This window comes from Chlorogloeopsis sp. ULAP02 (assembly GCF_038404745.2).
Taxonomy (GTDB): domain Bacteria; phylum Cyanobacteriota; class Cyanobacteriia; order Cyanobacteriales; family Nostocaceae; genus Chlorogloeopsis.
This window is the reverse complement of record NZ_JAYKTT020000081.1, coordinates 99,292-111,676: the sequence shown is the minus strand read 5'-3', so window position 1 is coordinate 111,676 and position 12,385 is coordinate 99,292. Positions and strand designations below refer to the sequence as shown.

Below are 12,385 nucleotides of genomic sequence, written 5' to 3'. Positions count from 1 at the left end.
TTCTCTCAATCAAACTGCTGCGAGAATTTTACTTGCTGCTCAAAACAGATTTATAAACTGCCATCACTTGCTGACTTAAACGTTTGTGGCTGAAATGTTCAACAACTGTTTGTCTTGCTTTTTCTGAGATGAATTGCCGTTTTTCGGCATGATCGAGTAAATCTAGAATAGCTGCTGCTAAGGCAATAGAGTCACCAGGTAGTACACCAATTGCATCGTAGTTATGAGTAAATAACTCAGCTGCACCACCCGCTTGAGATACTATAACAGGTCTACCACAAGCCATAGCTTCCACTATTGCTAAACCAAAGGGTTCTGGCTGGGTACTGGCATGAACCACAATATCTAATGAACGGTAAATTTCTGCTATATTTTGTTGGAAACCAAGAAAATCAACTTTATCTGCGATTTCTAATTGTAAGGCTTTGCTTCTTAATTCTTGTTCAGAAAATTGAGAACCCTGAGTTTTATAAATTGCTCCACCAACAATACAGAAACGAACATTCAACTCAGGATGTGCTTTCAATATCCGAGCCGCAGCAGCTAGAAAAATATCATGTCCTTTCCAACGTGCAAAAGTTGCAACTAGTCCTACCTGCAGAGGAAGATGAGCAGGGCAATCTTCTTTGGAGTTGGGGGCTGCTATAGGAGAATTAGGAGAGAAGTAATTGACCTCTACAGCATGGTAAATTACTTCTATTGGTAAGCCTGGTAATGTCACTCTTGCGTCTTGAGCAACCGCTTGAGAAATAGCAATTCCTAAGTTGGAACTAGCGCTCATCCATTGTAAAACTTGTGCCATTAATGGTCGTGATCCATAGAAATCTTGGATGTGCCAAACAACGGGTACATTCCTGACTCTAGCTAGCGCAACTAATAAATGAGCTTTAATACCATTGGAGTGAATTAAGTCTGGCTTTAGTTCACGCAGAAATTGGCGAAATTTCCAAATATATTTGCTGATCGCAGGTAAGATTTCTATTATTCGTAATAAAGATATTAATGAGACTACAACTTTATTCTTACCTTTGAAAATGCTATCACCAAGTTGGTTCACTGCTGCTGGTAGTGCCAGCAATTGCACCTGTACTCCCAATTTTTGAGCCGCTTCTATCATAGGCCCCTCTGTACCCACAATTAAGTGCAGTTGAATATCGGGTTGTGAGTTTAAGAGTGCAGCAAAGATAGTCAGCAAAGATCTCTCAGCACCACCAATTGCTCCCACTGGATTCACAAAGACAATTTTCATATAGTTTCATCAATCAGCTAATTGTAAATAAGATTGAGCAATTATTTGGGTGTAAGTAGACCAAGAATATTTCTGCGCCTGACTCACACGCAAATTCAAAGCTGGAGCATTTGTTGGATTTACCAATAGTTGCTCTATAGTCTTTACCCAAGCTGACATATCACCAATTGGGCAATAAACTGCGGCTTTTCCACCCACTTCACGTAAAACAGGAATATCACTGGCAACTACGCTTGCTCCACAAGCTAGGGCTTCAATCAAAGGTAATCCAAAGCCTTCTGCTTCACTTGTTAGTAAAACTACAACTGCTTTTTGGTAAAGAGTAGCTATAGTTGAACGCTGCAAACCTTGTAGATGAATAATCGACTCACCGAGATTCAACTGAGCAATGTGCTGTTGCTGGCTTTGTGTCCATTCACCACTAACTTTGACAAGTCGTAACTCTGGATGGATAGCTCGTACTTGGGCAAAAACTTCTAGCAGAATGTCAATGCGCTTACGGGGAATACAACTACCAACATGGAGCAGGAAAGGTGCAGCACCTATTTGTTCTAGTATGTTTTGGTCGGTAATACCAGCGTTTCCAGGAGTCATACTAAATTCTGAAGCGATACCTAAAGGAGCATGAACTAGACGTGATGCTTCCACTAGTTGGTAACGCTCAATTTGCTTTCTCACCTCTGCGGTGGAATAAAAGACAACTGCGCATGACTGCAAGCCAAGTAATATTCTGCGAGACATAGCTTGATACCAGCCAGGTCGAGGTTCTTGTTCTGGCTCTACAAGAGAGCGAAAGGTATCAATATCATGACAGTATACTCCTGTACGTTCTGACGGTAAGACATGGGCTAACTGACCATAAGAGTGGTCAGCAATGTGATAAAAATCAAAATCTTTAACTCTGTTCTTGAGATGCTGGGGATAGTCCCAAAATCGATTGAGTAAGCGGTCTGCATTGTAAGCAAAGTGTTTTTTGCCGAGCCAAGGAATTTTTTTACAACGCCAATTAAATGCTGGGCAAACTTGTATAGCTTGAATAGATGTAGCGTGTTCGGCTTGCAGCTGCTTGAATAGCATCTGAGCACACAAATCCATACTGTGCCAGTTTTCTTCCGGATAATCGCAGATAATCGCGAGGCGTAGTTGAGCCATATTATTGATTCTGCATAGTAATTGCCAATTTAGATGAAAAACTTTGTAATTTTGACATAGTTGAAAAGATGTCTAAATTACACTCATTAAATTGTTCATAGACTATTACACGATATTTAATTTCGATAATATAATAGGTAATTTTTATTTATGAATCATTTTTAATAACATTGCCTTTTGAAATATTATGTTTTTAACGAATTTGTCTAACCTAGTAATAGGTGATGAACAAGTAAGCTTCTCTTTATTAAGAAAACTTTCCTTCAGTAAAAAAACATTACCAAATTGCTTTCATTGTAATCATCTAAAAGTTTGGTGAAAAATTGTAAATTTTGTCTAGTAAGTGATAGCCAAGCATAAAGTATATGTAATCGCTTTGAACCTCTATTAACCAGTTCTTAAAGTTGAGAGAAACTGTTGAGTAAGTCTCAAACAGCTGCAATATAACCACCCTCTTTTTTCATCAATTACCATATATGTATCTTGAATAACATTATAATATGTATTTTAAATAACATTAAGTATTTCGTTAGTATTGCCGTTAGTTACGGAAATACCTGAATCAACTTTAATTCAAACTATAATCGCCATTTGGACGATGTATAGTATATCACTTGTTATTAATAGAATAGGGTATAGTATATCACTAAATATAAATCTCCTCGCTTAAGAACTGCCAAATGAAAGATGCAGAAATTTTGGTCTTTGCCACCAAAGGTACAAGATCGAATGAGGAAGCTCGAATCTTAAAACTTTTACAAAACTTTAAGTTTCAAGTTGTTCCCTTTGATCGAACTGATAAATTTAAAAGCTTCATTAGCATTATTCGACAAGCTTTGCAGACAAAACCCAGACTAGTAGTTATGGAAGGTACTGGAGTCTTAGGGGGTGTAGCGTGTTTACTTCTGCAATGGTTTTTTGGTATTCCCTATATTTTCAGCAGTGGGGATGCGATCGCACCTTTCATTAATTTAAATTATCCGCTCCTTGCACCAATTGTCAGTGTTTACGAGCAAATTCTCTGCTACTTTTGCGCTGGATTTATCGGTTGGACACCTTATTTAGTTGGTCGTGCGCTAACTTATGGAGCGCCGAAAGGAGTAACTGCTGCGGGTTGGGCATATTTTTCTCGCACTACTGAGCAACTGGCTAATAGTCGAGTTCATATTCGTCAGCAACTAGGAATTCCCCATGATGCTCTTGTATTTGGGCTACTGGGATCAATAGCTTGGAATCGGCAATTTCAGTACTGCTATGGTTATGAATTAGTAAAAGCTTTCCAGAAAATTAACTCCAAGAACATTGCTATTTTAGTGGTTGGGGATGGGAGTGGACTTGCTTATTTAAAGGAGTTGGCAGGTAAAGATTTAGGAAACCGAATTTTTCTGCCAGGTAATGTACCTTATGAGCAAGTGCTTGACTACATGGCGGCTATGGATGTAGCCAGTTTACCTCAGAGTGTGGATGCAGTTGGTAGTTTTCGCTATACAACAAAGCTGAGTGAGTATGTAGCAGCAAAATTACCAGTGGTGACGAGTCAAATTCCTATGGCATATGACATTGGTGGGGATTGGGTGTGGAGGCTACCAGGAGCTAAACCGTGGGAGGATAGTTATATTGATGCTTTAGCTAACCTAATGCAAAAGATTACAGATAAAGAAATCAAAACTAAGAAAAAGGTAATTCCAGAAAGGTTAGCAGATTTTGAGGAAGAGCAACAAATTCTCAGGGTAACAAATTTAGTTGCTGAGATTATTAACCCAATTTACTAGTTAAGTAAGAAAAGACCGGGAAATAGAGTAAAGGCCCCTGCGAAGCTTCTCTCCACATGGGCTTTTATCTTTATTTCTAACTTAGAGCATACATTTTTTAATTAGCAACTTGGGTTATTAGTTGCTCATAACTTTAATATCATTACTACGATCCAATATGAGTTTACGAGCAGCTATAAAAGTTCCTGAAGCAATTAGTGTTGTCCACTGGAGCCTTCCATAAAATCCATTTTGGATCACTACACAATTTTGAGTAGGTAAAAATTTCACAAAATCGATAGGGTTACACACATAGCAAGCATCATTATCAGCATGAAAGGGTGGGTTGATGTCTGGTTCCCGCATCGTGAAAGTAGCTTTGCTATCAATAAGCTTTCTAGCAATGAGATTAAGCATTACGGGAAAGGATATTAAAGTTTCTGCTAAAGTATTGCCCCAAGGATGCTTAGGCATATGAGGCGATCGCAAGAAGATGTTTTTAATGGGGCGATTTTGCCAAGCATATATACTAATTGCCTTAATTAAATGACCAATACTGAGAAGATTTGGCCCGACAATGCACAGGATACCGCCTGGTTTAAGAACTCTAATCATCTCCATGATTGCTTTTTGTGGCTCAGGAATATGCTCAATTGCTTGATGAGAAGCTACCACATCAAACGAAGCATCCTCAAAAGGCAAATTCATAGCGCTGCCTGGTATTAAAGTCAAGTTGGGTACATTGGGACATTCAAAGGCTTCAGCATTTAGGTCAATGCCAACAACTTGATAACCTTCCTGGCTGAGAAGATAAGAAGACCATCCTGAACCACATCCGACATCTAGTAACCTTCCACGTTGAGATACTGACTGATTAATAAACTGTACATATTTGCCATAAAGTTCACTTGCCAACTCCTGAGTTAGTCCTGTAGCTCGAACTGATTCAGAAGATTGGGCATAGATTTCTTGTAGTGTTGTATACATGATTTTTTAGGAAATAGGTGAAACAATACTCTTCAGTAAGCTAGGATAACTCAATTTACGAGATTGAGATGAAGACCTCTAGTGAAGAATAATTAATAATCGATACCAAATAATCTCAGTATTTGAGGAAAGATAGACAAGCATGAATAAGTTAGATTGGATGACTGCAATTGTCCCTCGCTTACCTCCGGCTGTTGATGGAGTCGGAGATTATGCACTAAATTTAGCTAAACAAATGCGTCAGGATTTTGGCGTCAATACTACCTTCTTGATTGGCGATCCAAATTGGTCTGGGCAAGCTATTGTAGAGGGGTTTCCAATTCAGCAAGTTACGGAACAATCTAGTCAAGCTTTATTAAAGTTACTATCCAGTCACGAACACTCAACAAAGGTAGTACTTCTACATTACGTGGGTTATGGTTATGCCAAGCGTGGTTGTCCGGTTTGGTTAATAGAAGCCTTAGAGCATTGGCGCAAAGCTACGAAATCCCAAAATTTGGTGACGATGTTTCATGAAATCTATGCTTTTGGCCCGATTTGGACAAGTCAGTTTTGGACATCACCACTACAAAGAAATTTAGCTGCTCGTCTGGTACGTTTGAGCGATCGCTGTCTTACCAGTAAGCAACTATATGCTGAGATAATAGGTAAATTGAGTCAAGAAAAACACTCTCAGATTCCGACTTTACCAGTTTTTTCTAATGTCGGTGAGCCAAAAAATCTCGCCTCTCTATCAGAACGTCCTCGGCGCTTGGTAGTATTTGGTGGTGGCGGGCCACGTTCTCGTGTTTATCAGCACTCACAATTAGCTTTACAGCGAACTTGTCGCGAGTTGGGAATTGAGGAAATATTAGATATTGGCCCTGCTTTGGATTTTGAGATTCAGCCAATCAATGGTATTCCTGTTGTCAGATTGGGAATTAGATCAGCTGATGATATCAGCAACTTATTAGCAAACTCAGTGGCAGGTTTTTTTAATTACCATACTGAATTCCTGACAAAATCAACAATTTTTGCTGCTTATTGCGCTCACAGATTACTACCTGTAGGTGTATGGTATGAAGGTAAAAATGGAGATGGTCTAGAAGCAAGCAAACATTACTGGTTGGCAGATAGATATCATCACAGGATGAACTTATCAGAAGGGCAGATAGTTGCAGATAATGCTTATGCTTGGTATGAAAAGCACCAATTATCAGTTCAAGCTCATACCTTTTTTACTTATCTAGGTGGCAACTTGTCGGGTGGTGATCATGTTAGAAACCAGGTATCATCGGTTGGGTTTAACTGATGTATTCTGATGATGTATCTGTATAAGGATGCTCACGAAAAATTAGCTTTGTATTTCTAATTTAAATTGCTGAAGATGTAGCGATCGCCGATCAAACCATCCGAATAATTTTGTTGGGCAAAGATAGATGAAAAAAAAGGTGTTAGTCACTGGTGGAGCAGGTTACATTGGCTCCCATGTTGTCCGTCAGCTTGGCGAGGCAGGTTACGACGTGGTGGTGTTTGACAATTGTTCAACTGGTTCACCAAAGTCAGTACTACATGGTGAGTTGATGATCGGCGATTTAGCAGATGTAGACAAACTCTACCAGATACTAGCCCAACATGAATTTAGTGCAGTACTACACTTTGCTGCCAGTTTGATTGTGCCAGAATCTGTTGCTCGTCCCCTTGACTACTACGCTAACAACACCCGCAATACTCTGAACTTGCTTCGTTGCTGTAGTGTAATGGGCATCAACCAATTTATTTTTTCTAGCACGGCAGCAGTTTATGGAGAAGCCCAAGAAAATCCTGTGACTGAGTCTACCCCAACTTTGCCGATTAATCCCTACGGGCGCTCAAAGCTAATGAGCGAATGGCTGATTCAGGACTATGCAAAAGCATCTTCTCTACGTTATGTCATTCTTCGTTACTTCAATGTCGCAGGAGCAGAGCCGGGAGGAAGATTGGGGCAAATGTCACCAAATGCAACTCATTTAATTAGAGCAGCTTGTGATGCGGCACTCAAGCGCAAGCCAGAAATGCGGATTTTTGGTACTGATTTTCCTACACCAGATGGAACAGGAATCCGAGACTATATCCATGTCGAAGATTTAGCAGCTGCACACTTAGATGCATTAGGCTATCTAGAGCAAGATGGGGAAAGTCAAATTCTCAACTGCGGTTATGGGCAAGGCTACAGTGTACGGCAAGTTATTGAACGGGTGAAAGCAATTTCCGGGGTGGATTTTCCAGTGGTTGAAAGCGATCGCCGCCCTGGCGATCCAGCTTGCGTAATGGCTTGTGCCGAGCAAATCCGCAAAGTTTTGGGTTGGCAACCTAAATATAATGACCTAGATCAAATTGTTTATACAACCCTAGCTTGGGAAAAGCGCAAAGAAGGTTTGATCGGGATTTACCCTGGTGACTAAGTCAAATGTTCAGATCCCTAACTTTTTAAAAAAGTCGGGGAGCTATTAAGCTCTCATATAGTAATCCGGTTTGATTACTGAAAAATTAAGTCTAACGCACCCAACCGTTGAAAACAGTGCGTTGTGCTTCGCGACAACACACCCTACGTGTTTTTCAAAAATCAAATATGATTCCTATAGATTAATTTTTTTCTTGTTTAACGTCTAATTTATGATCTGAGACACTGCCACTATTTGTTTGCGGCAACAGATAAATTGCCCCAGATACTAGTGTAAGTACAACAGAAATCCAGAAGGCAACAACAGAAGGCAATTGCCATTCCTGTGGTAAAGGTGCGATTAAAAGCGCGATCGCTATTATTTGACTAACTGTTTTGAGTTTGCCCCAAATATTCGCTCCACTAATTTGAGTTTGACTGACACGCCAACCAGCGATCGCGAGTTCCCGCCCCAGGATCAAAAATACTCCCCAAGCAGGTATCTGTCCTAGTTCAATTAGAGCTAGAAGTGGCGCGAGTACTAGTAATTTATCTACCAAGGGATCGAGAAATTTTCCCAAGTCACTAACTTGGTTCAGTTTCCGCGCTAAGTAGCCATCTAACCAGTCAGTACCAGCGGCAACGAGAAAAATTGCTAAACACACCCACCTACTTGTTGGAGTAGGGTTATGTAAACCGTAAAGCAAGAATGGTAACCCTAAAAGCCGGGAGAAAGTAATCCAATTAGGTATAGTCATAAGTAATTCAAAAACTAGATATTTGTAAAGCGATACAGCAAATAAACTAATCTAAATATGTTTTTTATACTATCCAGCTGCGTATAAACTAACTAGGGCTTGGTTTCTAAGGGATGGTTTTACATTATGTACTACCGTGATTTTATAAAGATTGCGGTTAAACACGCCTTTAAAGTGGTTATTAGTAAAGATTAACAACCAACAATAACTCAATTTAAATCCTTATGACTCAACAAAAAGATTATCAATACAGAATAGAACGCGACTCAATGGGCGATCGCCAAATTCATAGTAGTGTTTATTACGGCATCCAAACACTGCGAGCTACAGAAAACTTTCCAATTAGCGACCTTAAACCTTTGTCTACCTACGTAGATGCTTGTGTTTTAATCAAAAAAGCTACAGCTATTGTCAATGGTGAACTAGGTTGTATTTCCCAACAGACAAGCCAAGCCATAGTCGAAGCAGCAGATGAAGTTTTAGCCGGAAAATTTCGCGATCAGTTTGTGGTTGATGTTTATCAAGCTGGTGCTGGTACTTCCCACCACATGAATGTCAACGAAGTCTTAGCAAATCGGGCATTAGAAATTCTCGGCGATGAAAAAGGAAACTACAAGCGCGTTAGTCCTAATGACCACGTTAACTACGGTCAGTCTACCAACGATGTGATTCCAACGGCAATTCGCATTGGTGGCTTACTGGCTTTATCTAGAACATTACATCCTGCCTTAGAAAAGGCAATAGCAGCCCTTTTCGCGAAAGCAGAAGAATTTCAAGAAATTGTTCGTTCTGGCAGAACTCATATGCAAGACGCTGTGCCAGTACGTTTGGGCGAGAATTTTCGGGCTTGGGCATACATCCTTAGCGAACATCAAAATCGAATTTATACTGCCAGTGGAGATTTGATGGTGCTAGGTTTGGGAGGAAGTGCAGCAGGTACGGGAATGAACACCCATTCTCAGTATCGCGCGCGTGTGGTAAGAGTACTTTCAGAGTTGATTGATTGTCCGTTAGAACCTGCACCTCACTTGATGGCAGCCATGCAAAGTATGGCACCATTTGTAAATGTTTCTGGAGCTTTGCGTAACTTAGCCCAAGATTTAGTGAAAATCTCCCACGATTTGCGATTAATGGATTCCGGGCCAAAAACTGGTTTAAAAGAAATTCAACTACCACCAGTACAACCAGGTTCCTCAATTATGCCAGGGAAGTATAATCCAGTCATGGCAGAAATGACATCAATGGTTTGTTTTCAAGTGATGGGTTACGACAGTGCGATCGCATTAGCGGCACAAGCAGGACAATTAGAACTAAATGTGATGATGCCCTTGATTGCCTATAACTTGATTCACAGTATCGAAATTCTCGGCAATACCATTGCTGCACTTACCGAACGTTGTATACAAGGAATTACCGCCAACAAAGAACGTTGTTTGGCTTATGCAGAAGGAAGTTTAGCTTTAGTAACGGCGTTAAATCCTCACATCGGCTATTTAAATGCAGCAGCAGTAGCAAAAGAATCTTTGGAAACAGGCAAATCCTTGCGGCAAATAGTACTGGAAAAAGGATTGATGAGTGAAACAGAATTAGCTCAAGTGCTAAATCTCCAGCAGATGAGTGCGATCGTACCTTTGAGCTAAGTTGAGAAGCGGAACGTAAATAGTAGTTAGAAATTCACCACTAACTACTGTACGGGCGGGTTTAAAAGATAAATTATCTGTTTGAACGGGAAGATTATCAGCAAAACCCGCACGGCAGTCGCTACAACCGGGGGAACCCGACGCCAGTTGACGCCAGGTGCTACAACGCGGGGAACCCGCGCAACGCACTGGCTCCTTTATGCCGGGGAACCCGTCCACCCTTCGGGTACCCTGTGGGAACGCCTCCGGCGTACAGCAGTCCCCCAAACTCCTTCGGAGACGCTACGCGAACGCCGGAAACCGCCAAGACGGGGGCTGCTTCACCGCACTGGCTCCGCAACGCGCTGCCTCCCCTAATAACTCACTAACAGTTAAAGTGATAAAAACCCTAGATGTGAAACAGTGTCAATGCAATCTCAAACACCCTCTGTCAGCTTAATTCGGGCTAATTCCTACGAACTAGATATTTTAAGGGAGTCAATCCAAACGCTACTAGAACCTTTTGGGGGAATAGGAGCGTTTGTTAAAAGTGGTGATCGCGTTTTACTTAAACCCAATTTGCTTACAGGAGCGCGTCCTGATCAAGAGTGTACCACCCGTCCAGAATTAGTTTATGTAGTGGCACAGATGGTAATAGAGGCTGGAGGGCAGCCATTTTTGGGCGATAGTCCGGCTTTTGGTAGCGCTAGGGGAGTAGCACTAGCAAATGGCTATCTGCCAATTATAGAAGAACTCAACCTTCCAATCATTGATTTCCAAGGAAAGCGTTACCAAACCATCAGCGCAAACTTTAATCATCTGCTGTTGTCTAAAGAGGCGATCGAGGCAGATGTAGTGATTAATTTACCTAAAGTCAAATCTCACGTCCAACTGACGCTAACTTTAGGAGTTAAAAACCTTTTTGGTTGTGTTCCTGGCAAAATGAAAGCCTGGTGGCATATGGAAGCCGGAAAAGATATCAACAGATTTGGGGAAATGTTGGTAGAAACCGCAAGGGCAGTTAATCCTAACTTAACCATACTAGATGGTATCATCGGTCATGAAGGTAATGGCCCAAGCGGTGGTGAGCCACGTTCATTGGGAATTTTAGGAGCATCAGCAGATGTATTTGCTCTAGACAGAGCAATAGTAGAAATACTTAATGTTCCACCTGCCCAAGTGCCTACTATTGCCGCATCTATGCGTTTGGGAGTTTGTCCAGAATTAGATGCTATTTATTATCCTCATTTACATCCTGACTTGCTCCAGATAAATGATTGGCGGTTACCAGACAAGTTAGTTCCTATCGATTTTGGTATGCCTCGCGTGATTAAATCTACATTCAAACATCTTTACATTAGATTTATTAAGGAACCCATGAGCGCCTATGGCAGACGTTAATTGCCTCCAGCCTATCTTGAGTAAGAAATATGAAAATTCAAAAAATTTATCATCTGCACCCAACTCTCATGTGTTAATCAGATAAAAACAGGGCAAGCTATTAACAAGTGCAAACTCCGCTACAACAATTTCAAAATTAGCAGAGTAAGCTTTAAATACCCTCCGATTGCTTAACCAGACCGCCCTACTCTACTAGCGGCGGTTTTTTTAGTTTGAGCTAGCTAGTAAGCAGGGAGCGGGGAACAGGCTTGAAAGCCACTTAATGTCCTTATTTGATGATTAGGCATTGTCCTAATCTATCCGGCAACTGCCATATTTAAAAAATTAGTTTTTATCTACCTTGCTATAGATGACAAATTAAAAAATAACACATATTCATATGTTTTTTACTCTTCTAATTACCAATTATTATTGAGTATAATCACTGATTTTATCATTAGATACGGTACTTATATCTGTATTTTCTCGGTATAGATTTATAGATAAAAAGCTTTCCTAGACTGCTTTTATAGCAGAGGCTAAAAAGTATAAACATGAGATTTGAAATAAATTAGTATCAAAAGTTGCAGTAATCAAAAATAGTAGGGACAGTTGTCAAAGTGGTTCTCATCCTTGACTATTAGAAAATTTACTGTTAAAAAATAGCTAAAATGGTAGATAAGCTCTTGACTATAGAGCCAACTACAACAGAATGTAATCAAATTGATTTTTTATGGACTCAAACAGTCAGTCTGCCAATTCAACAGACCCTTATCCACATCGTTTGGCAGACATTGCAGGAACAGCGATCGCCTTATTAACCTTAACCATACCCTTGTTTGTGATTGCAAATTTCTCTTCAAACAATGTTCCGAATAACCAAGCACCCCTTGTCCATAACATTAAAAAGAAGTAAAGAATAGATTATGAATTGGCAATGCAATTCTACCACTAGACATAACTCTGAAGTAAGAAAAAAGATTGTAAGTTTCAGAAGTTGATGAGAGTGGATATGCTTTAGGGAAAAATTTTTGAATCTGTTTTGTGTTGTTCTAAACTCAGCGATCCGATGGATAGATAACCCTCCT

The 12,385-nt window shown here is 40.3% G+C and carries 11 protein-coding genes; 6 read left to right on the top strand and 5 right to left on the bottom strand.

What is annotated here, in order from left to right; translation table 11 throughout:
• Nucleotides 1-28: 28 nt before the first annotated feature.
• Nucleotides 29-1,249 (bottom strand): glycosyltransferase family 4 protein, encoded by a 1,221-nt coding sequence (locus U2718_RS29340; protein ID WP_342000956.1) that lies wholly within the window; start codon nt 1,247-1,249, stop codon nt 29-31.
• Nucleotides 1,250-1,258: 9 nt separating this feature from the next.
• On the bottom strand, nt 1,259-2,401 hold the full coding sequence (locus tag U2718_RS29335; protein WP_342000955.1) for a glycosyltransferase: 1,143 nt from the start codon (nt 2,399-2,401) through the stop codon (nt 1,259-1,261).
• 680 nt (nt 2,402-3,081) lie between these two features.
• On the opposite strand from U2718_RS29335, the gene U2718_RS29330 reads away from it, so the two are divergent.
• Nucleotides 3,082-4,173 (top strand): glycosyltransferase, encoded by a 1,092-nt coding sequence (locus U2718_RS29330; protein ID WP_342000953.1) that lies wholly within the window; start codon nt 3,082-3,084, stop codon nt 4,171-4,173.
• 117 nt (nt 4,174-4,290) lie between these two features.
• Here U2718_RS29330 and U2718_RS29325 read toward each other — a convergent pair whose 3' ends face one another.
• Entirely contained in the window at nt 4,291-5,139 is an 849-nt protein-coding gene (locus U2718_RS29325; protein ID WP_342000952.1) for a class I SAM-dependent methyltransferase, read from the bottom strand.
• Between the two features lie 142 nt (nt 5,140-5,281).
• On the opposite strand from U2718_RS29325, the gene U2718_RS29320 reads away from it, so the two are divergent.
• Nucleotides 5,282-6,430 (top strand): glycosyltransferase family 1 protein, encoded by a 1,149-nt coding sequence (locus U2718_RS29320; protein ID WP_342000950.1) that lies wholly within the window; start codon nt 5,282-5,284, stop codon nt 6,428-6,430.
• Between the two features lie 127 nt (nt 6,431-6,557).
• On the top strand, nt 6,558-7,562 hold the full coding sequence (gene galE / locus U2718_RS29315) for a UDP-glucose 4-epimerase GalE (RefSeq protein ID WP_342000948.1): 1,005 nt from the start codon (nt 6,558-6,560) through the stop codon (nt 7,560-7,562).
• 181 nt (nt 7,563-7,743) lie between these two features.
• On the opposite strand, the gene pgsA is transcribed toward galE, so the two are convergent.
• Nucleotides 7,744-8,298 carry a CDP-diacylglycerol--glycerol-3-phosphate 3-phosphatidyltransferase gene (gene pgsA / locus U2718_RS29310; protein ID WP_342000946.1) on the bottom strand — a complete coding sequence of 185 codons (555 nt, stop codon included), beginning with the start codon at nt 8,296-8,298 and terminating at the stop codon, nt 7,744-7,746.
• Nucleotides 8,299-8,522: 224 nt separating this feature from the next.
• Between pgsA and U2718_RS29305 the strand changes: the two genes are divergently transcribed.
• Nucleotides 8,523-9,938, top strand: coding sequence for an aspartate ammonia-lyase (locus U2718_RS29305; protein ID WP_342000944.1), 1,416 nt, complete (start codon nt 8,523-8,525; stop codon nt 9,936-9,938).
• On the opposite strand, the gene U2718_RS29300 is transcribed toward U2718_RS29305, so the two are convergent.
• Nucleotides 9,897-10,157 carry a hypothetical protein gene (locus U2718_RS29300; protein WP_342000942.1) on the bottom strand — a complete coding sequence of 87 codons (261 nt, stop codon included), beginning with the start codon at nt 10,155-10,157 and terminating at the stop codon, nt 9,897-9,899. The two genes, U2718_RS29305 and U2718_RS29300, sit on opposite strands and share 42 nt — an antisense overlap.
• Before the next feature lie 189 nt (nt 10,158-10,346).
• On the opposite strand from U2718_RS29300, the gene U2718_RS29295 reads away from it, so the two are divergent.
• Both U2718_RS29295 and U2718_RS29290 read left to right on the top strand, forming a co-directional pair.
• Complete coding sequence (locus U2718_RS29295; protein WP_342000940.1) at nt 10,347-11,318, top strand: DUF362 domain-containing protein; 972 nt, start codon at nt 10,347-10,349, stop codon at nt 11,316-11,318.
• Nucleotides 11,319-12,030: 712 nt separating this feature from the next.
• Complete coding sequence (locus U2718_RS29290) at nt 12,031-12,213, top strand: hypothetical protein (RefSeq protein ID WP_342000938.1); 183 nt, start codon at nt 12,031-12,033, stop codon at nt 12,211-12,213.
• Nucleotides 12,214-12,385 lie beyond the last annotated feature (172 nt).

Coding starts and splice junctions, on each gene's coding strand:
- U2718_RS29340 (WP_342000956.1), bottom strand. CDS start 1,249: ATGAAAATTGTCTTTGTGAATCCAGTGGGAGCAATTGGTGGTGCTGAG.
- U2718_RS29335 (WP_342000955.1), bottom strand. CDS start 2,401: ATGGCTCAACTACGCCTCGCGATTATCTGCGATTATCCGGAAGAAAAC.
- U2718_RS29330 (WP_342000953.1), top strand. CDS start 3,082: ATGAAAGATGCAGAAATTTTGGTCTTTGCCACCAAAGGTACAAGATCG.
- U2718_RS29325 (WP_342000952.1), bottom strand. CDS start 5,139: ATGTATACAACACTACAAGAAATCTATGCCCAATCTTCTGAATCAGTT.
- U2718_RS29320 (WP_342000950.1), top strand. CDS start 5,282: ATGAATAAGTTAGATTGGATGACTGCAATTGTCCCTCGCTTACCTCCG.
- galE (WP_342000948.1), top strand. CDS start 6,558: ATGAAAAAAAAGGTGTTAGTCACTGGTGGAGCAGGTTACATTGGCTCC.
- pgsA (WP_342000946.1), bottom strand. CDS start 8,298: ATGACTATACCTAATTGGATTACTTTCTCCCGGCTTTTAGGGTTACCA.
- U2718_RS29305 (WP_342000944.1), top strand. CDS start 8,523: ATGACTCAACAAAAAGATTATCAATACAGAATAGAACGCGACTCAATG.
- U2718_RS29295 (WP_342000940.1), top strand. CDS start 10,347: ATGCAATCTCAAACACCCTCTGTCAGCTTAATTCGGGCTAATTCCTAC.
- U2718_RS29290 (WP_342000938.1), top strand. CDS start 12,031: ATGGACTCAAACAGTCAGTCTGCCAATTCAACAGACCCTTATCCACAT.